Here is a 16457-nt window from a genome sequence, read left to right as displayed (position 1 = left end):
GCCCGTGCCGGTGTCCGTCAGGCGGCGCGAACACCCTGCGCGGGGACGAGGGCGAGCGCCTGGGCTCGGGCGGCCAGGGCGGTCCACGCCTGAAGCCGGCTCGTGGGGAGTGCGTTGGTCCGTGCCGCCTCGGAAGGGTCGAGCGGGTAGCCGCGCTGGTCCATGTGAAAGTCCCGTCTGTTCGGTAGCCCGGCTGACCGTGTAGGCCCCGTGGCTTTGCGTCCCCACCTTGCAGCGGGTTTGCCGTCTCGCTGACGTTCCCTACTGTAAGTGAAATCCGGCGTGACAGCAGTCATTGGCAGCCGCACATCCGGACAATCGTCCACTTTTCACCCGGCCGGGCGTGCGAGGTGCACCCGCGCGGGTGATCGCTGGCAACGGTGGGCCGCCGATCGGGGGACGGGTCACAGTAGACGAACCGCAGTCACGAACCGTGACTGCGGCTCGTGACAGACCGTCCTACCCGTTGCGGGACGAGTGCGGCGGGAGCGGCATCTGGTGGGAGTCGTCGAACGGCTGCTCGTTCGACCAGTCCGGCCGCTCGTGCCAGAGCTCGCCGTCGCCGTGGCGCACCGCGAGCACGACGATCGCGAACCAGGCGATGGACACCAGGATCCAGAACAGCACGAGGCACGCCCCGACGATCACGCTGATGATGCCCCAGCGCCGGGCGTTCGCCGACTCGTGCTGGGCGGTGCCGACGTCGCCGGCGCCGAAGGCGCGCGCCGCTCGGTGGGAGGCGAGCAGCGCCGGGATCCCGGTGGGCCAGAACACGAGCATCGCGGCGATGACCCAGCCGACGGGTGCGCTCGTGAATCCGGGTCGCTGGGGTGCGGGGGCGGAGGGGAGCGGGGCAGCAGGCAGCGGGGCGGGTGCGGGGTCCGGCTCTGCGGCGTTCGACTCTGATGCCACGGTGTCCTCCTGGGGGCAGGGCTCGTCCCTCGCAGCGTACGACCGTCGTCTGTGCCCAGGCTGTGCGTGCCGACCCGGGCGGTAGGGTCCGCGGATGGGGATGCGGCAGGTGGCGTGGCGGGCGTGCTACGAGCTGCTCGGGTCGCGGGTGCGCCGCCCCGAGTGGGCGTTCATGAACTACGGGTTCGCCCCGGTCTCGCCGGTCGGCGAGCCCACGCACCTCGAGGCCCCCGACGAGCCCGACCGCTTCTGCATCCAGCTGTACGCGCACGTCCTGGACGGCGTCGACGTCGCGGGTTCCGACGTCCTGGAGGTCGGGTCGGGTCGCGGCGGGGGTGCGTCGTGGATGAGCAGGTACCTCGGGCCGCGTTCGACGACCGGTGTCGACTTTGCGGCCTCGGCGGTCTCGCTGGCCCGCCGCGACCGCCACGGTCCTGCTCTGGGGTTCGTCCGCGGGGACGCGCAGGCGCTGCCCTTCCCGGACGGGTCCTTCGACGTCGTCGTCAACGTGGAGTCGTCACACTGCTACGCCTCGATGGGGACCTTCGTCGCCGAGGTGCACCGGGTCCTGAGGCCGGGCGGCCGGTTCGTGTGGGCCGACCTGCGCGACACCGTCGACGTCGCCACCACCTGCGACCAGCTCACGTCGAGCGGACTCGTGCTGACCGCTGACCGGGACATCACGGCGGACGTCCTGCACGCGATGCGGCTCGACGACGCGCGCAAAGCCGCGCTCGTGCGGGAGTGGATCCCGCGTCCGTTCCAGCGGGCGCTGCGCCCGTTCGCCGGGCTCGACGGCACCAGGAACCCCGAGGCGATGGCTGCGGGCACCGTGCAGTACCGCAGCGCGTCGCTCGTGCGGACGACCTGATCAGGCTTCTCGACGAGCGATGTGCGCCGGTCGACCGTCGGGCAGCGTGGTGAGCTCGGGCGTGACCACGTACGGGACCTCGTCGAGCGCGTCTCCCCGGTAGAGGAGGTGCTCGCCGGCCGGGTCGCCGTCGAGCTGGAGCAGACCGACCGCACCGTCGAGCTCGCCTCCGTGGGCGACCACCCAGAACTCTGACATCGGTCCAGGATGCATCGCGCCGGGGCGCCACGGAACCCCGGGCGCACCTCGGATCCGTCCGCCTGGGCGTGTCGGGGCGTGTCGGGGCGTGTCCAACTGTTCGGTGTTTGTTCGGGCACCCGCCGTTGCGTCGGCGCGCCCCGCGATCGAGCGTTTCCCCATGCCCATCGACGACGAGCACCATGCCATCGACGAGGTCGTCGCGCGCATCGCGACGAGATACCCGACGCTCTCCGAGGAGCTGATCCGCGACCAGGTCGACGTCCAGCTGGCGGAGTTCGACGGGTCGGCGGTGCGCGACTTCGTCCCGATCCTCGTCGAGCGGGACGCCACCGCGTTCCTCGCCGAGTTCGCTGCGCCCGACTGACCGTCGTTGGGCGTGCGGACGCTCGTGGGCGGGCTTACCGTCGGTTCCTGCGAGCCGACGGTGCGGGATCCGCGCCCCTGGTTCTCTCCGGCGCCGATGGTGGAACCGGAGGAACGTCGGCCGAACGCTCCCAAGAACCGGCGAGCCTCACTCCCGCACGCACGACGGCGGAGACCAGCGCCGAGCTGGTCGACGCCGGCCACGGACGGGCGGTGGTCGGACCGGCGGGAGCCGTCCGAGCAAGGCGATGCAGCACGCCTCGTGCCGGCGAGCTGCACGTCCCACCGCCCGCTCCGGGCGTCGATTCCCTGTGCGACCGAACCGAAGGAGAAGGACGGATGACGAGAGACGAGAGGATCGTGCCCGACCGCACGGACGTCGACGAAGGTCTCGACCTGACCGATGCCGAGAAGATCGAGGCCGACGGCCTGCAGGACCAGGACACCGACGTCGTCGAGACACCGGAGCGCTGAGCAGGCATCCGATCACGCGGCGCCGCGCCCGGACACGGGAGCGGCGCCGTTCGTGCATGGTCAGGCGGCGCCGGTGGAGCGAGGACCAGGCAGGGCGGGTGAGAACCGGCGAAAGCCCTCCGCCACCCGCACCGCGCCGGGTGCCACGGAGTCGACGTCCTCCCAGCGGACCAGGAACGTCCCCCGGTGTCGCCACGCGAACCAGCGCGCCACGAGGGCGGGGGAGCGCACGCCGGTGCGTTCGTAGCCGAGGAAGGACGTCGCTGTGCGCGGGCTGACGAGGAGTCCGTGCAGGCGCGGTGCGGCGAGCAGCCCGTCGATCGGCCCGTCCAGGACGAGCCGCACGTCCACCACGTAACCGAGCCGGCTGCCGTCGGGGCCGGTCACCGGCGCGTCGAGGAGGTCACCCAGGATCATGGCTGCCTCCGGGGATGCGGCGGATGATGTGGTCGCGGACCCAGCGCTCGGGCCAGGTGACGTCCAGCTCCTCGCTCCGGATGCCGAGTCGGACCGTGGTGCCGACCTCGGCCACGTGGGTCCACCGGATGCGGTGCCACCGCGACGGCGGGGGACGGCCTCCGAAGATGCGCGTGGCCAGCACCGCTCCGCTGAGCAGCGAGGTGATGACAGCGGCCTGCGACCCGTCGGGCTCGTCGGAACCGTCGAGACCGTGCACCTCGAGGTCGTCGACCGTGCACACCGGTGTGCCGTCGACGTCGAGGATCTGCCGGTCGAGCAGGTGCAGACGCGCGTCGAGCAGGAGGCCGGGCGGATGGGCGTCCTGGGGCAGGTCGGTCATGAGCCGGCTCCCGTCACGATCATCAGAGGGATCGCAGCGACGGACGCCACCACGATGATCACCAGGTAGACGAGCGCGAACCCGTTGGTCAGGCGCCCGTTGACGTGCTTTCCCATGTACTCGGGGTCGTTCGCGACGACGAGGATCGGCAGATAGGTGAGCGGCAGCGCCACCGCCGAGAACACCACCGAGAACTCGGTCACGGCGATCGGGTTCACGCTGGTCATCAGGACGGCGACGGCGACGATGAGGCAGATGATCATCGTCAGGTGGAACCGGGCCGCCTGCGACGGCCGTCGGAACTTGCCCCATGACCACCCCATGAACTGCGCGAGCGTGTACCCGCTTGACAACGAGGTCTCCAGGGCGGCCCCGAACGTCGCGGCGACGATGCCCACGATGACGACGGCCAGCGCGAGCTTGCCGCCGGCCATCGCGACCGGCAGGACGATCTGGGACAGCGACGACACCTCGATGCCCTGCGGCAGGAAGACGATCGCAGCGCACGCCGCGATCGCGACGGAGAGGACGCCGCCGAACGGGAAGCCGACCAGCACGTTCAGGCGGGACTGCGACAGGTCCTTCACCGTCCACCTCTCCTCGACCGCCCCGGACGAGAAGAAGAACACCTCGTAGGGCGTCATGGCCGCACCGAACAACGCGATCGCGTAGTACCAGTAGACGGCCTGCCCCTCCTGGGCGGCGACGCGCGGGTGGAACGCCTGGTCGGCCAGCTCGCTCCAGTCGGGGCCGAGGAGGAACACCGCGACCGCGAAGACGATCAGCGTCAGTCCCACGAGCCCCGTGACGTTCTCCATGATCGAGAACTTCGTCCGCCAGATCACGAGCCACACCGCCAGGCCGGCGACCGGGATCCAGAGCCGCGGCTCGACGCTGCTGGCCAGCTGCAACGCCAGGGCGATGCCTCCGACCTCGGCCGTCAGGGTGAGCAGGTTGATCAGGAACGACGCCGTGAGGTTGGCCCCGGCCGCGCGCGGACCGAGTCGCTCGCGGATGATCTCGAACGTCGCCCGGCCGCTGACGGCGGCCACCTTGCCGGACATCTGCGCGAACAGGCAGATGCCCACCACACCGACCACCACGACCCAGGCGAGCGACAGCCCGAACCGCGAGCCGACCACGGCGTTGGTCACCAGGTCACCGATGTCGAGGAACCCACCGATCGCGGTGAGGATCCCGAGCGCGAGGCCGAGGAGCCGCTTCACGGCACGACCGCCAGCTGGGCCGTCAGCTCGTCCAGCCGGTCGGCGCTCGAGGCGAGGGCGGCAGAGACCGCGTCCTCGCCTGCGCCTGCGTCGTTGGTCCAGGCCCGCGCGCCGACGACGGCTGCCTGCGCCTGGCGGACCGCGGCGAGCGCGTCGTCCTGCCAGCCGGCGCTCGTCGCGTCGGTGGGCACCAGCGTGGAGACGGCGAACGCCGCGTCCTCGAGGACCGCGTTCTGGTCGAGCAGCGCGGTGTCGGCGACGGCGCGCGAGAGCCGGCCGGCGCCCAGGAGGTCGACGGTCATCTCGGCGGTCGCGACTGCCGACGACGTCTGCTCGAGCGGGTCGGTCAGCGCCTGGGCGTCGTCCGCCCGGGTCGAGGACGACCCCACGGCGCAGCCGGCCACGGCCGCGAGGGCCACGACAGACAGCATCGCCCGGGGGACAACCATGGCCGCATCGTGGCCCGCGGTGCCTGCGGCCGCACGCCGAAGCCTCGACGTGCAGTCCGGCCATCTTGAAGTGGCAGCGGAGCCGGAGGAGCCTGGAGACGACCGAGGAGGACACCATGACGGGGTTCGTGCAGATCATCGACTTCCGGACGTCGCGCATCGACGAGGTGCAGGCGTTGGGCGACGAGTACGTCGCGGCCCGGGCGGGCGAGCCCGACACCAGGGTGGTCCGGGCGGTGGTGACGGCGGACCGCGACGACCCAGGTCGCTACCTCAACATCGTCGAGTTCGAGTCCTACGAGTCGGCGATGGAGAACTCCGCGCGGCCCGAGACCGACGCGTTCGCGGCCCAGCTCGCCGCCCTGTGCGACGGCCCCCCGACGTTCACCAACCTCGACGTCCGGTTCAGCTGGTCCGGCTGAGCCATGACGACCGGAGTGATCGACCCGAGGTACGGCGACGCCAGCCAGGAGCCACCGCCGTGGGACGAGATCGAGCGGCTCCTGAGCGACGCGCAGCTCTACTGGATCGTCACCGTCCGCGCGGACGGTCGGCCCCATGCGGTGCCGCTGGTCGGCGTCTGGGTCGACGGGGCGTTCGCCTTCTGCACCGGCGAGCAGGAGCAGAAGCAGCGCAACCTCGACAGCAACAGGCGCGTCGCCGTCACGGCCGGGAACGGCGGCGCGGGCGGCTGGGACAACGGCAAGGACGTCGTGGTCGAGGGCGTCGCGACGAGGGTCACCGACGCCGATGCGCTCCAGTCCCTCGCGACGGCCTGGTACGCCAAGTACGGCGACGACTGGGACTTCGAGGTGCAGGGCGACGTCTTCGTGGAGCGCAGCCGCTCCGGCGGCGCGACCGAGGGCGGAGCGGTCGTGTACCGCGTCGCGCCCGAGAAGGTCCTGGTCTTCGGCGGGGCGCACGGCCAGACGAGCTACCGCTTCTGACGGCGACCGTTCCCGTGCACTGACGCGTCCCGACAACGTGCGGCACGTGGTTCGGGACCTCCGGCCGGGTGTCGTCACGTCGTCGGTCGACGGCGCAGCGCCTCGAGCGCGCCGCTCGACCAGAGCGCCCAGGCGACCAGCGCGGGCTGGAAGAACAGCCGGGCCAGGCGCCGGTCGTCGGTGTCGAGGCCGAAGCCGTCCTTGCGCTCGCGCCACTGCGCGATGTTGCCGGGGAAGATGGCGACGAAGAACGCTGCGGCAACCAGCCCGACCGCGGCGCGCCGGCGCGTGAGCGTGACGAGCGCGGTCCCGAGCGTGATCTCGACGGCGCCGGAAGCCAGCACCGTGACGTCGGTGCCGACCGGGAACCACCTCGGCACCTGCGCCTGGAACTCCTCGCGCGCGAACGTCAGATGGCTGACGCCGGCGAGGACCAGGCCAGCGCCGAGCGCCGTGCGCGCGACCCGACGGATCAGCGGGTCGCTGCCGGGCGCCGGCTCGGTGAGGGCGGCGGACAGCCGGGAGAGGGCATCGGAGGTCATCCCGCGATGCTCGCCCCGGACCGAGCCGACCGCGACCCGGGACGGGCACGCCGGGGCTCGGATCGCCCGGGCGGTCGCTCCGACGGCTGGCCCGGGTGGCGTGTCCCGAGCTGCGGGCGCATGACTGAGGGCCGCCCCGATCGCTCGGTGACGGCCCTCTGACCTGCGGTGATGCTGGTGGGCGATACTGGGATCGAACCAGTGACCTCTTCCGTGTCAGGGAAGCGCGCTACCGCTGCGCCAATCGCCCGGCGTTGGTCCGGGGCACAACAAACTGCACATGTCCTACGAGGTGGAGATGGGATTCGAACCCACGTATACGGCTTTGCAGGCCGCTGCCTCGCCTCTCGGCCACTCCACCCTGAGACCGCAGTCCAGAGCGGCTTGCGCCGATCAGGATGTCTGCCTCCGAGCGGACGACGGGATTCGAACCCGCGACCCTCACCTTGGCAAGGTGATGCTCTACCACTGAGCCACGTCCGCACAGCACGTCCGCCGGTTTTCACCGGTGCTCCGTGTGCGTCCCGAACTCTAACCGACGACGTCGGCGAGAGTCCAACTGGCTCACGCCAGGCGCGCAACCGTGCGGATCTGCGGGTGTTCTGAGGGTGTCTGTACCGTGTGCGGGTGCCCGAGCGATGCGTCCGAGCCCCCGGGAGCGCCTGGTTCGCCGGGGTCGAGGCGACCGATCTGGTCGAGGTCGTGGACGTGCGAGCCCGACCCGAGCGGCTGACCGCGGGCTGGTGGGCCGTTGTCGGCGACTTCGAGGGACGCGTCCGGGCGTGGCGGTTCGCGACGGTGCGACCGGCGCGGACCGGGGGAGAAGCGTCGTGGCGCGGTCCGGACGCCGGGGCGTGGACGTCGTCGCTGGACCGCCAGGCGTACGTCGACGCGGTCGAGGGTGTCCGGGACCGGATCCGCGAGGGGGACGTCTACCAGGCGAACCTCTGCCGGGTCCTCTCGGCGCCCCTCGCCGGCGAGCCCGACGCCCGCGCGCTGGCCGCGGTCCTGGACGCCGGCAACCCCGCGCCGTACGCGGGAGGCGTGCACGTGCCGGTCGGGGCGTCCGACGAGCCCGTGTGGGTCGTCACGGCGTCCCCTGAGCTGTTCCTGCGGGTGGGCGACGGCGTCGTGACCTCGGGGCCGATCAAGGGCACCGCCGTCACGGCCGACGCGCTGACCGAGAAGGACCGCGCCGAGAACGTCATGATCACTGACCTGGTCCGCAACGACCTGCAGCGCGTCTGCGCGCCGGGAACGGTCGAGGTGACGACGCTGCTGGGTGAGGAGCGTCACCCGGGCCTCGTGCACCTCGTCTCGACGGTGCAGGGCGTGCTGGATCCCGAGGTCGCGGCCGCCCCCGACCTGTGGGCCCGCCTGCTCGACGCCACCTACCCGCCGGGCTCGGTCTCGGGTGCTCCGAAGGCGTCGGCGCTCTCGATCATCGAGGCGCTCGAGCGGGAGGCGCGGGGGCCCTACTGCGGCGCGGTGGGCTGGATCGAGGTCGCCGACGACGGCAGCGTCCGGGCCGAGCTGGCCGTCGGCATCCGGACGTTCTGGTGGTCCGACGGCGTCCTGAGGTTCGGCACGGGCGCGGGGATCACGTGGGGGAGCGACCCGGGCGCCGAGTGGGCCGAGACCGAGCTCAAGGCCGCGCGGCTCGTCGGCCTGGCGTCCAACGTCGACGTCGGCCCGGTGACAGAATGACCCGATGAGTGTGGTGATCTGGTCCGACGGTCGTCTCTATGGTCCCGACGAGCCGCTGGTCACGGGCGTGGACCATGGCCTCACGGTCGGCGACGGCGTCTTCGAGACCTGCGCCGTGTACGGCGGCACGGCGTTCGCCCTGAGCCGTCACCTGCGGCGGCTGCGGCGTTCCGCCCTGGGCATCGGCCTGGCCGAACCGGACCTCGACGCGGTGCGCGAGGGTGTCCGGGCGGTGCTGGCCGCGGCCGGCCCGGAGACCGGGCGCCTGCGGATCACGCTGACCGGCGGCGTCGGTCCGCTCGGCTCCAACCGGCTGCCCCCGCAGGACCAGCACCAGAGCCTGCTCGTGCTGGCCGGCCCCGCCGCCCCGTCGGCCGTCTCGCGCGTCGTCCGGGTGCCGTGGGTCCGCAACGAGCGGTCGGCCGTGGCCGGCCTGAAGACGACCTCGTACGCGGAGAACGTCGTCGCGGTGGCGGAGGCGTACCGGCGCGGTGCCGACGAGGCCGTGCTGGCCAACACGGTCGGCGAGCTGTGCGAGGGCACCGCGTCCAACGTCTTCGTGGAGCGCGACGGCGAGCTCGTCACGCCTCCGCTGTCCAGCGGGTGCCTCGCGGGCATCACGCGCGAGCTGCTGCTCGAGTGGGCGGCGCAGGAGGACCTGCCGGTGCGCGAGGCCGCGGCGGGGGAGCTGCGCTACGAGGTGCTCGACGAGGTGGCCGCCGGGACGGCGCAGCTGATGATGAGCGGCTCGATCCGCAACGTCTCGCCGGTCGTCAGCCTGGACGGGCAGACCGTGGCGGCAGGCCCTGTGTCGCTGGAGGCGCAGCGGCTGTTCCAGAAGCGCCTGGCCGACGACCTCGACCCGTGACATGGGAATGGAACGACCGGCCCCGCGGCAGCGGAACCGGTCGTGAGGAGGGCGATCGTCAGGCGGTGAGCAACGCGGCGATGAGCGCCGTGATCTCGCCTTCCATGCGGTCGCTCTCGGTACCCAGAGGCACCAGTGCCTCGGTACCCGCGAGGAACCGTTCGATCGGCTCGGTGGGCGCGGCGAGCAGCGCGCTGCCTTCGACCCCACTGAGCGATACGAGCGTGTAGTCGGGGTCTTCGTCTCGCCACACCTGGACGTCGCCCGTTCCCGCCGGTGCTTCGGCGGTGGCGTGCATCCCCAGGGAGAGCAACTCGCGTCCGACGAGCCACGTCGACATGGTGTGCGGGCCGGTGAAGACCGCGCGGACCGTGTACGGATCGGTGGTTCGGAACGAGAACTCGGCACTCACCGGGATGACGCTTGCGTCGGATCCGATGAGCTGCATGGCGACGACCTCGACGACGTCGTAGGTCGAGCTCGTCATCGGGTCCTCCTGTTCGCAAGGGCTGGAGGCACCATCATGGCAGGACGATTGCCGGATTGGACCGGTAACTACCCCTAGTTCACCCGGAGGGACGCGCTCCCGAACGGGCGAGGGGTCACAGCACCCACCGGCTCGTTGACACGAACGTGTCGATGAGAGCGCGAACATGCCCTGATCAGGCCTTGGTTGGCCGCACGTGACGTCCAGTTCGGAATCTCGGCGCCCGCCGGGTAGCATTCCATCGACATCACCCGCTGATGGTGCTCGTCGGACGACACGGCGTGTCGGACTGACGGGTGACGGTGCGGGGATGGGCGATTGGCTCAGTTGGTAGAGCGCCTCGTTCACACCGAGGAGGTCATCGGTTCGAGTCCGGTATCGCCCACGTACATCAGGAGGGGTCGGCCCCACGGGCCGGCCCCTTCTGGCGTCCTATAAGGCGTCGGGCGCTCCGCGTCGCCGCCGGTAGCATCGAGTGGCCCGCCGCCCGGGCGGGCCGCCACGAAGGAGGCAGTACCGGTGCCCGAGCTCATCACCCTCACCGTCGACGGGATCGCGACCACGGTGGAGCCGGGGACGACGGGTACCGACCTGTACTCCGCCCGGCGTGACGTCGTCGTCGTCCGCGTGGACGGCGAGCTGCGCGACCTGCACCTGCCGCTGCCCGAGGGCGCGGTCGTGGAGGCCGTGACCATCGAGGAGCCCGACGGCCTGGCCGTGCTGCGACACTCGGCGGCGCACGTGCTGGCGCAGGCCGTCCAGGAGGTCGTCCCGACCGCCAAGCTGGGCATCGGCCCGCCGATCACCGACGGCTTCTACTACGACTTCGACGTCGACACCCCGTTCACCCCGGAGGACCTCAAGGCGATCGAGAAGGTCATGGGCCGGATCGTCAAGGAGGGCCAGACCTTCCGACGGTGGGACGTCACCGAGGACGAGGCGCGCCACGAGCTGCGCGATGAGCCGTACAAGCTCGAGCTCATCGGGCTCAAGGGCGACCCGACCGCGGCCGAGGGCGCGTCGGTCGAGGTCGGCCTGGGCGGGCTGAGCATCTACCAGAACGTGCGCGGCGCCGGCCGCGAGACCGAGCAGGTCGTCTGGCAGGACCTGTGCCGCGGGCCGCACATCCCGAGCACCCGGCTGCTCGGCAACGGCTTCCAGCTGACCCGGTCGGCGGCCGCCTACTGGCGCGGGAGCGAGAAGAACCCGCAGCTGCAGCGCGTGTACGGCACCGCCTGGCCGACCAAGGACGAGCTGCGCGCGTACCTCGAGCGCATCGCCGAGGCGGAGCGTCGCGACCACCGTCGGCTCGGCACCGAGCTGGACCTGTTCTCCTTCCCCGAGGAGATCGGCTCAGGCCTGGCCGTGTTCCACCCCAAGGGCGGCGTGATCCGCATGGAGATGGAGCACTACAGCCGGCTGCGGCACGTGCAGGGCGGGTACGAGTTCGTCAACACCCCGCACATCACCAAGAGCAAGCTCTACGAGATCTCGGGGCACCTCGACTGGTACGCGGAGGGCATGTACCCCCCGATGACCCTCGACGAGGAGCGCGACGCCGAGGGGCACGTGCGCAAGGCCGGGCAGCAGTACTACCTCAAGCCCATGAACTGCCCGATGCACAACCTGATCTTCGCGGCCCGCGGGCGGTCCTACCGGGAGCTGCCCCTGCGGCTCTTCGAGTTCGGCACCGTCTACCGGTACGAGAAGTCGGGCGTCGTGCACGGCATGACCCGTGCCCGCGGCTTCACGCAGGACGATGCGCACATCTACTGCACCCGTGAGCAGATGGCCGACGAGCTCACCACGACTCTGAAGTTCGTCCTCGACCTGCTCAAGGACTACGGGCTGGACGACTACTACCTGGAGCTCTCGACCAAGAACCCCGAGAAGTTCGTGGGTTCCGACGAGGTCTGGGAGGAGGCGACCGAGACCCTGCGCCAGGTCGGCGAGGCGTCGGGCCTCGACCTGGTGCCGGACCCGGGCGGCGCCGCGTTCTACGGGCCGAAGATCTCCGTGCAGGTCAAGGACGCGCTCGGTCGCACCTGGCAGATGTCGACCATCCAGCTCGACTTCAACCTGCCCGAGCGGTTCGAGCTCGAGTACACGGCCTCCGACGGCAGCCGTCAGCGGCCGGTCATGATCCACCGCGCGCTGTTCGGCTCGGTCGAGCGGTTCTTCGCGGTGCTGACCGAGCACTACGGCGGCGCGTTCCCGGCCTGGCTCGCGCCGGTGCAGGTGCTGGCCGTCCCGGTCGCCGAGCCGTTCGAGCCGTACCTGGACGACGTCGTCGCGCAGCTGCGGGCCCAGGGCATCCGGGCCGAGGTGGACCGCTCCGACGACCGGTTCGGCAAGAAGATCCGCAACGCCAGCACGCAGAAGATCCCGTTCGTGCTCATCGCGGGCGGGGAGGACTCCGAGGCCGGCGCCGTGTCGTTCCGCTACCGCGACGGGCACCAGGACAACGGGGTGCCCGTGGCCGAGGCGATCGAGCGCATCGTCGCCGCGGTGCGCGATCGCGTGCAGGTCTGACGGGTGCAGCCTGACGAGATCGAGCCTGCCAGCGAGTCCTCGGAGGACTTCGCCGGTGTGCCCGACGGCTTCGAGCGGTTGTGGACGCCGCACCGGATGGCGTACCTGGGCGGGCAGGACAAGCCGACCGATCGTGAGGCCGGTCCGGGCTGCCCGTTCTGCCGTGCTCCCACCCGCAGCGACGAGGACGGGCTGATCGTCGCGCGCGGCGAGGTCGCGTTCGTCGTGCTCAACCTCTACCCGTACAACTCGGGGCACCTGATGGTCTGCCCGTACCGGCACGTCGCCGACTACACGGAGCTGACCGAGGCGGAGGTCGCCGAGGTCGCCTCGATGACCCGGACCGCGATGACCGTGCTCCGGGAGGTCTCCGGTCCGCACGGCTTCAACCTGGGCATGAACCAGGGCGACGTCGCCGGTGCCGGGATCGCGGCCCACCTGCACCAGCACGTCGTCCCGCGCTGGGGCGGCGACTCGAACTTCCTGCCGATCGTCGGCCGGACCAGGGCCCTGCCCGAGCTCCTGGGCGACACGCGGGAGCGCCTCGCGGCCGCCTGGCCGGGTCCGATCAACGGGGTGACTGAGGGATGATCTTGACGTGCTGAACGGACTGCGCGGCGCCATGACCCGCCTCTTCACGCCCCTGGCCAGGCTGCTGCTGAGGCTGGGCGTCTCCCCGGACGCGGTGACCATCGGCGGCACGCTCGTGGTCGTCGCGACCGCCCTGTGGGCCTTCCCGACCGGGCACCTGCTGCTGGGCACGCTGATCATCACGGTGTTCGTGCTCACCGACTCGCTCGACGGCGTCATGGCGCGGCAGGCCGGCCGGTCGGGTCCGTGGGGCGCGTTCCTGGACTCGACGATGGACCGGTTCGGCGACGGCGCGATCTTCGCAGGCCTGGTCCTGTGGTTCACCGCGGGCGGCGACGACCGGCTCACCGCGGTCCTCGCGCTCGTCTGCCTGGTCCTCGGCTCGATCGTGCCGTACGCCCGGGCGCGCGCCGAGGGCCTCGGGATGACCGCGTCCGGCGGGATCGCCGAGCGCGCCGACCGGCTCCTGCTCGTGCTCGTCGCGACGTTCGTCGTCGGTCTCGGCGCACCGGTCGTGGTGCTGACCGTGGTGCTGTCCCTGCTGGTCGTCGCGTCGGCCATCACGATCGTGCAGCGGATGAGCAAGGTCTACCGGCAGGCGGCGGCGGGGGTCGCCCCGTGAAGGTGGACGTCGCGCGGCTCTACGCGACCGGCTGGAAGGTCGCCGGCAAGGTCCCCGGGTCGTTGCTGCGCGGGGCGTTCACGCTCGTCGCCGACGTGACGTGGCTGCGCCGCACAGGCGGCGTGGTCCAGCTGGAGAAGAACCTCGCCCGTGCCCGTCCCGACCTCGACGCCCGCTCGCTGCGCCGCCTGACCCGGGCCGGCATGCGGTCGTACATGCGGTATTTCGGCGAGGCGTTCTCGCTCGGCTCGATGAGCCAGCGCCAGATCGACGCGCGCGTGCGCGGCATCGGGGTGGAGAACCTCCTGCCGTACACGCAGGACAGCCGCTCGGTCGTGCTGGCGCTCGGCCACATGGGCAACTGGGACCTCGCCGGGGCGTGGGCGACCCGGGCGATCGCGCCCGTGACGACCGTCGCGGAGCGGCTCGAGCCGGAGGAGCTGTTCCAGGAGTTCGTCGCGTTCCGCGAGAGCATCGGCCTGACGATCTTCCCTCTGACGGGCTCCGGCGACGTCTTCCGCGGGCTGGTGCGCGCGGCGCGGGGCGGACCCGGCCTGATCCCGCTGCTCGCCGACCGTGACCTGACCGCCTCGGGCGTCGAGGCCGACCTGTTCGGCCTGCGCGCCCGGTTCGCTGCCGGCCCCGCGGCGCTGGCGATCTCGACCGGCGCTCCGCTTGTCACCACCTCGATCACCTACGAGCGGCTGTCCGGGGCTCGGCGCAGGGCGGCGCGGTCGCCGTGGGGGATCGTCATCGACTTCCACGAGCCGATCCCTGTGCCCGAGGGGGTCCCGCGCGCCGACCAGGTCCGGGTGCTGACGCAGGCATGGGTCGACCAGCTCGGCGCCGAGATCCGACGCAACCCCCAGGACTGGCACATGCTGCAGAAGGTCTTCGTCGAGGACCTCGACCCCGAGCGCTACGCCAGCATGCTCGAGCGAGCGGAACGGTCGGCATGAGCCAGCTCGATGCCGTGCGACCCCTGCGTGTGGGCATCGTCTGCCCGTACTCCTACGACGTGCCCGGCGGGGTCCAGTTCCACGTCCGCGACCTGGCCGAGGCCCTGATCTCACGGGGCCACTCGGTGTCCGTCCTGGTCCCTGCCGACGACGACACCGAGATCCCCGAGTACATGACGGCAGCCGGGCGGGCGATCCCCGTCCGCTACAACGGCGCCGTCGCTCGCATGACGTTCGGGCCCGTCACCGCGGCCCGCGTGCGCAAGTGGCTCGCGGCGGGCGAGTTCGACGTCCTGCACCTGCACGAGCCCGTGACCCCGAGCCTCGGCATGCTCGCCCTGTGGATCGCCGACGGGCCGATCGTCGCCACGTTCCACACCGCGCTGATCCGCTCGCGACCGCTGCAGATGGCGTACCCGTTGGTCCGCCAGTCGCTCGAGAAGATCTCGGCGCGCATCGCGGTCTCCGAGGACGCGCGCCGCACGCTCGTCGAGCACATGGGCGGGGACGCCGTGGTGATCCCGAACGGTGTCTACACGCAGGGTTTCATCGACGCGGAGCCCGACGAGCGCTGGACGGGCACGCACGACGCTCCCACGATCGCCTTCCTCGGCCGGCTCGACGAGGCGCGCAAAGGCCTGCCGGTGCTGCTCGACGCGGTGCCGCGCGTGCTCGCGGCGATCCCCGGGGCTCGGTTCCTCATCGCGGGGCGCGGGGACACGGGTCCCGACGAGGTGCGCGAGCTCCTCGGCGAGAAGGCCGCGGGTGCGGTCGAGTTCCTCGGCGGGATCTCCGACGAGGACAAGGCCCGGCTGCTCTCGTCCGTCGACATCTACTGCGCGCCCCAGACGGGCGGCGAGAGCTTCGGCATCGTGCTCGTCGAGGCGATGAGCGCCGGCGCCGCGGTCGTCGCGAGCGACCTGGGGGCGTTCTCCCGGGTGCTCGACGACGGTGCCGCGGGCGTGCTGTTCACCACGGGCGACAGCGAGGACCTGGCCAGCACGCTGATCCGAGTGCTGCACGACCCCGCGCTGCGCGACTCCGTGCGGGCGCATGCCCAGGAGGTCGTGCCCCAGTACGACTGGTCGGTGGTGACCGACCAGGTGCTGACCGTGTACGAGATGGTCGTCGCCGACCGCCGCGAGCCGGTGGGCGAGGACCCGTGGTCGCAGCGCGGTGCGCGGCTGCGCGGACGGAGCGAGGCCCGATGAGCTGGTCGGAGCTCTTCGTCTACATCACGATCGTCCTGGCCCTGGTCCTGTGGTGGGTCTGGGTCGCCGCCTCCCGCCTCGACCGGCTGCACCGCAAGGTCTCCTCGTCGAAGGCCGTGGTGGACGCCCAGCTCGTCCGCCGCGCGACCGTGGCCGCCGAGCTGGCGACCTCGGGCCTGTTCGACCCCGTCAGCTCGGTGCTCGTCGGCGAGGCCGCCTGGGCGGCGCTCTCGGCCGGTGGTCCGGACGTGACCGAGGATGGCTCGCTGCCCGCCGACCTGCGCCGGCTGCTCGCTGCCGACCGCGGCGCGCTGCCCGTCGTCGAGGATCGCCCGGCGCACGGGCGACCCGCACCGGTCGACCGCGGGCGGATCGAGAGCGAGCTGTCGGCGACGCTGCGCGAGGTGCTCGACGACCCGGACGAGGTGGCCGCGCTGCGGGCCGACCCGACCGGGAACGAGCTCGCGGACGCGCTCGCCTCGGCCTGGTACCGGGTCCAGCTCGCGCGCCGGTTCCACAACGAGGCCGTCGCGCAGACCGCTCACGCACGCAGCGGACCGCTCGTGCGGCTGCTGCGGCTGGCCGGTCACGCACCCGCGCCGCACTCCCTCGAGCTCGACGACACCTGGCCCGAGACCCTCGGCCGGCCGGGTGCGCGTTCCACGGCGAGCACCGACGGTCACTGACCAGCACTGA

General features: G+C 71.7%; 22 protein-coding genes, 4 tRNA genes and 1 riboswitch. Of the genes, 14 read left to right on the top strand and 12 right to left on the bottom strand.

Translation table 11 applies throughout. The annotated features are described in order from the left end of the window. Positions 1-17 precede the first annotated feature (17 nt). Together AC1DZC_RS05290 and AC1DZC_RS05285 are read right to left on the bottom strand one after the other, a co-directional pair. Positions 18-164 (bottom strand): hypothetical protein, encoded by a 147-nt coding sequence (locus AC1DZC_RS05290; protein ID WP_477040394.1) that lies wholly within the window; start codon positions 162-164, stop codon positions 18-20. Positions 165-180: 16 nt separating this feature from the next. Continuing rightward, positions 181-255: riboswitch (cyclic di-GMP riboswitch) on the bottom strand. Between the two features lie 204 nt (positions 256-459). Further along, positions 460-912 carry a CD225/dispanin family protein gene (locus tag AC1DZC_RS05285; RefSeq protein ID WP_477040393.1) on the bottom strand — a complete coding sequence of 151 codons (453 nt, stop codon included), beginning with the start codon at positions 910-912 and terminating at the stop codon, positions 460-462. Between the two features lie 94 nt (positions 913-1006). On the opposite strand from AC1DZC_RS05285, the gene AC1DZC_RS05280 reads away from it, so the two are divergent. Continuing rightward, the gene (locus AC1DZC_RS05280; RefSeq protein WP_477040392.1) at positions 1007-1783 is read left to right on the top strand and encodes a class I SAM-dependent methyltransferase; all 777 of its coding nucleotides are present in this window, start codon (positions 1007-1009) and stop codon (positions 1781-1783) included. Here AC1DZC_RS05280 and AC1DZC_RS05275 read toward each other — a convergent pair whose 3' ends face one another. Next, on the bottom strand, positions 1784-1981 hold the full coding sequence (locus AC1DZC_RS05275; protein ID WP_477040391.1) for a hypothetical protein: 198 nt from the start codon (positions 1979-1981) through the stop codon (positions 1784-1786). A 160-nt stretch (positions 1982-2141) separates the two neighbouring features. Between AC1DZC_RS05275 and AC1DZC_RS05270 the strand changes: the two genes are divergently transcribed. Together AC1DZC_RS05270 and AC1DZC_RS05265 are read left to right on the top strand one after the other, a co-directional pair. Continuing rightward, entirely contained in the window at positions 2142-2348 is a 207-nt protein-coding gene (locus tag AC1DZC_RS05270) for a three-helix bundle dimerization domain-containing protein (RefSeq protein WP_477042495.1), read from the top strand. A gap of 338 nt (positions 2349-2686) precedes the next feature. Next, the gene (locus tag AC1DZC_RS05265; protein WP_477040389.1) at positions 2687-2821 is read left to right on the top strand and encodes a hypothetical protein; all 135 of its coding nucleotides are present in this window, start codon (positions 2687-2689) and stop codon (positions 2819-2821) included. Positions 2822-2881: 60 nt separating this feature from the next. Here the strand turns inward: AC1DZC_RS05265 and AC1DZC_RS05260 are convergent, their stop codons facing one another. Genes AC1DZC_RS05260 through AC1DZC_RS05245 form a run of 4 tightly spaced genes read right to left on the bottom strand, consistent with a single transcriptional unit; the run spans position 2882 to position 5295 of the window. Beyond that, positions 2882-3238 (bottom strand): PRC-barrel domain-containing protein, encoded by a 357-nt coding sequence (locus AC1DZC_RS05260; RefSeq protein ID WP_477040388.1) that lies wholly within the window; start codon positions 3236-3238, stop codon positions 2882-2884. Beyond that, entirely contained in the window at positions 3225-3620 is a 396-nt protein-coding gene (locus AC1DZC_RS05255; RefSeq protein WP_477040387.1) for a hypothetical protein, read from the bottom strand. Before AC1DZC_RS05255 ends, AC1DZC_RS05260 begins: the two co-directional genes overlap by 14 nt. Beyond that, entirely contained in the window at positions 3617-4846 is a 1230-nt protein-coding gene (locus tag AC1DZC_RS05250; RefSeq protein ID WP_477040386.1) for an NRAMP family divalent metal transporter, read from the bottom strand. The genes AC1DZC_RS05255 and AC1DZC_RS05250 overlap by 4 nt, the downstream gene beginning before the upstream one ends. After that, entirely contained in the window at positions 4843-5295 is a 453-nt protein-coding gene (locus AC1DZC_RS05245; RefSeq protein WP_477042494.1) for a hypothetical protein, read from the bottom strand. Before AC1DZC_RS05245 ends, AC1DZC_RS05250 begins: the two co-directional genes overlap by 4 nt. Positions 5296-5411: 116 nt before the next feature. Here AC1DZC_RS05245 and AC1DZC_RS05240 point away from each other — a divergent pair, with 116 nt between their 5' ends. Next, a complete protein-coding gene (locus AC1DZC_RS05240; RefSeq protein WP_477040384.1) occupies positions 5412-5717 on the top strand; it encodes a putative quinol monooxygenase in 306 nt (101 codons plus the stop codon). A gap of 3 nt (positions 5718-5720) precedes the next feature. Continuing rightward, on the top strand, positions 5721-6242 hold the full coding sequence (locus AC1DZC_RS05235) for a pyridoxamine 5'-phosphate oxidase family protein (protein ID WP_477042493.1): 522 nt from the start codon (positions 5721-5723) through the stop codon (positions 6240-6242). A 74-nt stretch (positions 6243-6316) separates the two neighbouring features. Here the strand turns inward: AC1DZC_RS05235 and AC1DZC_RS05230 are convergent, their stop codons facing one another. From AC1DZC_RS05230 to AC1DZC_RS05215, 4 genes are all read right to left on the bottom strand, one after another. Further along, the gene (locus tag AC1DZC_RS05230; RefSeq protein ID WP_477042492.1) at positions 6317-6784 is read right to left on the bottom strand and encodes a DoxX family protein; all 468 of its coding nucleotides are present in this window, start codon (positions 6782-6784) and stop codon (positions 6317-6319) included. 175 nt (positions 6785-6959) lie between these two features. Further along, positions 6960-7034, bottom strand: a tRNA-Val gene (locus tag AC1DZC_RS05225). Positions 7035-7074: 40 nt separating this feature from the next. After that, positions 7075-7145: transfer RNA gene (locus AC1DZC_RS05220), tRNA-Cys, on the bottom strand. A 50-nt stretch (positions 7146-7195) separates the two neighbouring features. Further along, a tRNA-Gly gene (locus AC1DZC_RS05215) sits at positions 7196-7267 on the bottom strand. A 144-nt stretch (positions 7268-7411) separates the two neighbouring features. On the opposite strand from AC1DZC_RS05215, the gene AC1DZC_RS05210 reads away from it, so the two are divergent. Together AC1DZC_RS05210 and AC1DZC_RS05205 are read left to right on the top strand one after the other, a co-directional pair. Next, positions 7412-8491 carry a chorismate-binding protein gene (locus tag AC1DZC_RS05210; protein ID WP_477042491.1) on the top strand — a complete coding sequence of 360 codons (1080 nt, stop codon included), beginning with the start codon at positions 7412-7414 and terminating at the stop codon, positions 8489-8491. Positions 8492-8495: 4 nt separating this feature from the next. Further along, on the top strand, positions 8496-9359 hold the full coding sequence (locus tag AC1DZC_RS05205; protein WP_477042490.1) for an aminotransferase class IV: 864 nt from the start codon (positions 8496-8498) through the stop codon (positions 9357-9359). A 58-nt stretch (positions 9360-9417) separates the two neighbouring features. Here the strand turns inward: AC1DZC_RS05205 and AC1DZC_RS05200 are convergent, their stop codons facing one another. Beyond that, positions 9418-9807 (bottom strand): SsgA family sporulation/cell division regulator, encoded by a 390-nt coding sequence (locus AC1DZC_RS05200; protein ID WP_477040379.1) that lies wholly within the window; start codon positions 9805-9807, stop codon positions 9418-9420. 351 nt (positions 9808-10158) lie between these two features. Between AC1DZC_RS05200 and AC1DZC_RS05195 the strand changes: the two genes are divergently transcribed. The 7 genes from AC1DZC_RS05195 to AC1DZC_RS05165 all read left to right on the top strand — a co-directional run bounded on the left by AC1DZC_RS05195 (position 10159) and on the right by AC1DZC_RS05165 (position 16447). Further along, positions 10159-10231: transfer RNA gene (locus AC1DZC_RS05195), tRNA-Val, on the top strand. Positions 10232-10365: 134 nt separating this feature from the next. Beyond that, on the top strand, positions 10366-12378 hold the full coding sequence (gene thrS, locus AC1DZC_RS05190; protein WP_477042489.1) for a threonine--tRNA ligase: 2013 nt from the start codon (positions 10366-10368) through the stop codon (positions 12376-12378). 3 nt (positions 12379-12381) lie between these two features. Continuing rightward, complete coding sequence (locus tag AC1DZC_RS05185) at positions 12382-12969, top strand: HIT family protein (protein ID WP_477042488.1); 588 nt, start codon at positions 12382-12384, stop codon at positions 12967-12969. A 7-nt stretch (positions 12970-12976) separates the two neighbouring features. Continuing rightward, positions 12977-13591, top strand: coding sequence for a phosphatidylinositol phosphate synthase (pgsA, locus tag AC1DZC_RS05180; RefSeq protein ID WP_477040376.1), 615 nt, complete (start codon positions 12977-12979; stop codon positions 13589-13591). After that, on the top strand, positions 13588-14550 hold the full coding sequence (locus tag AC1DZC_RS05175) for a phosphatidylinositol mannoside acyltransferase (protein WP_477042487.1): 963 nt from the start codon (positions 13588-13590) through the stop codon (positions 14548-14550). Before pgsA ends, AC1DZC_RS05175 begins: the two co-directional genes overlap by 4 nt. Further along, on the top strand, positions 14547-15761 hold the full coding sequence (locus AC1DZC_RS05170; protein WP_477042486.1) for a glycosyltransferase family 4 protein: 1215 nt from the start codon (positions 14547-14549) through the stop codon (positions 15759-15761). Before AC1DZC_RS05175 ends, AC1DZC_RS05170 begins: the two co-directional genes overlap by 4 nt. Next, on the top strand, positions 15758-16447 hold the full coding sequence (locus AC1DZC_RS05165) for a hypothetical protein (protein WP_477040373.1): 690 nt from the start codon (positions 15758-15760) through the stop codon (positions 16445-16447). The genes AC1DZC_RS05170 and AC1DZC_RS05165 overlap by 4 nt, the downstream gene beginning before the upstream one ends. Positions 16448-16457: the final 10 nt, after the last annotated feature.

The organism is Cellulomonas sp. P2_B4 (genome assembly GCF_056404795.1).
This window is presented reverse-complemented; position numbering and strand designations above follow the sequence as displayed.

What these genes read in the sequence shown, in the direction of transcription:
- AC1DZC_RS05290 (WP_477040394.1), bottom strand. Translation starts at nt 164, where the DNA reads ATGGACCAGCGCGGCTACCCGCTCGACCCTTCCGAGGCGGCACGGACC.
- AC1DZC_RS05280 (WP_477040392.1), top strand. Translation starts at nt 1,007, where the DNA reads ATGGGGATGCGGCAGGTGGCGTGGCGGGCGTGCTACGAGCTGCTCGGG.
- AC1DZC_RS05275 (WP_477040391.1), bottom strand. Translation starts at nt 1,981, where the DNA reads ATGTCAGAGTTCTGGGTGGTCGCCCACGGAGGCGAGCTCGACGGTGCG.
- AC1DZC_RS05270 (WP_477042495.1), top strand. Translation starts at nt 2,142, where the DNA reads ATGCCCATCGACGACGAGCACCATGCCATCGACGAGGTCGTCGCGCGC.
- AC1DZC_RS05265 (WP_477040389.1), top strand. Translation starts at nt 2,687, where the DNA reads ATGACGAGAGACGAGAGGATCGTGCCCGACCGCACGGACGTCGACGAA.
- AC1DZC_RS05260 (WP_477040388.1), bottom strand. Translation starts at nt 3,238, where the DNA reads ATGATCCTGGGTGACCTCCTCGACGCGCCGGTGACCGGCCCCGACGGC.
- AC1DZC_RS05255 (WP_477040387.1), bottom strand. Translation starts at nt 3,620, where the DNA reads ATGACCGACCTGCCCCAGGACGCCCATCCGCCCGGCCTCCTGCTCGAC.
- AC1DZC_RS05245 (WP_477042494.1), bottom strand. Translation starts at nt 5,295, where the DNA reads ATGGTTGTCCCCCGGGCGATGCTGTCTGTCGTGGCCCTCGCGGCCGTG.
- AC1DZC_RS05240 (WP_477040384.1), top strand. Translation starts at nt 5,412, where the DNA reads ATGACGGGGTTCGTGCAGATCATCGACTTCCGGACGTCGCGCATCGAC.
- AC1DZC_RS05235 (WP_477042493.1), top strand. Translation starts at nt 5,721, where the DNA reads ATGACGACCGGAGTGATCGACCCGAGGTACGGCGACGCCAGCCAGGAG.
- AC1DZC_RS05230 (WP_477042492.1), bottom strand. Translation starts at nt 6,784, where the DNA reads ATGACCTCCGATGCCCTCTCCCGGCTGTCCGCCGCCCTCACCGAGCCG.
- AC1DZC_RS05205 (WP_477042490.1), top strand. Translation starts at nt 8,496, where the DNA reads ATGAGTGTGGTGATCTGGTCCGACGGTCGTCTCTATGGTCCCGACGAG.
- AC1DZC_RS05200 (WP_477040379.1), bottom strand. Translation starts at nt 9,807, where the DNA reads ATGCAGCTCATCGGATCCGACGCAAGCGTCATCCCGGTGAGTGCCGAG.
- AC1DZC_RS05170 (WP_477042486.1), top strand. Translation starts at nt 14,547, where the DNA reads ATGAGCCAGCTCGATGCCGTGCGACCCCTGCGTGTGGGCATCGTCTGC.
- AC1DZC_RS05165 (WP_477040373.1), top strand. Translation starts at nt 15,758, where the DNA reads ATGAGCTGGTCGGAGCTCTTCGTCTACATCACGATCGTCCTGGCCCTG.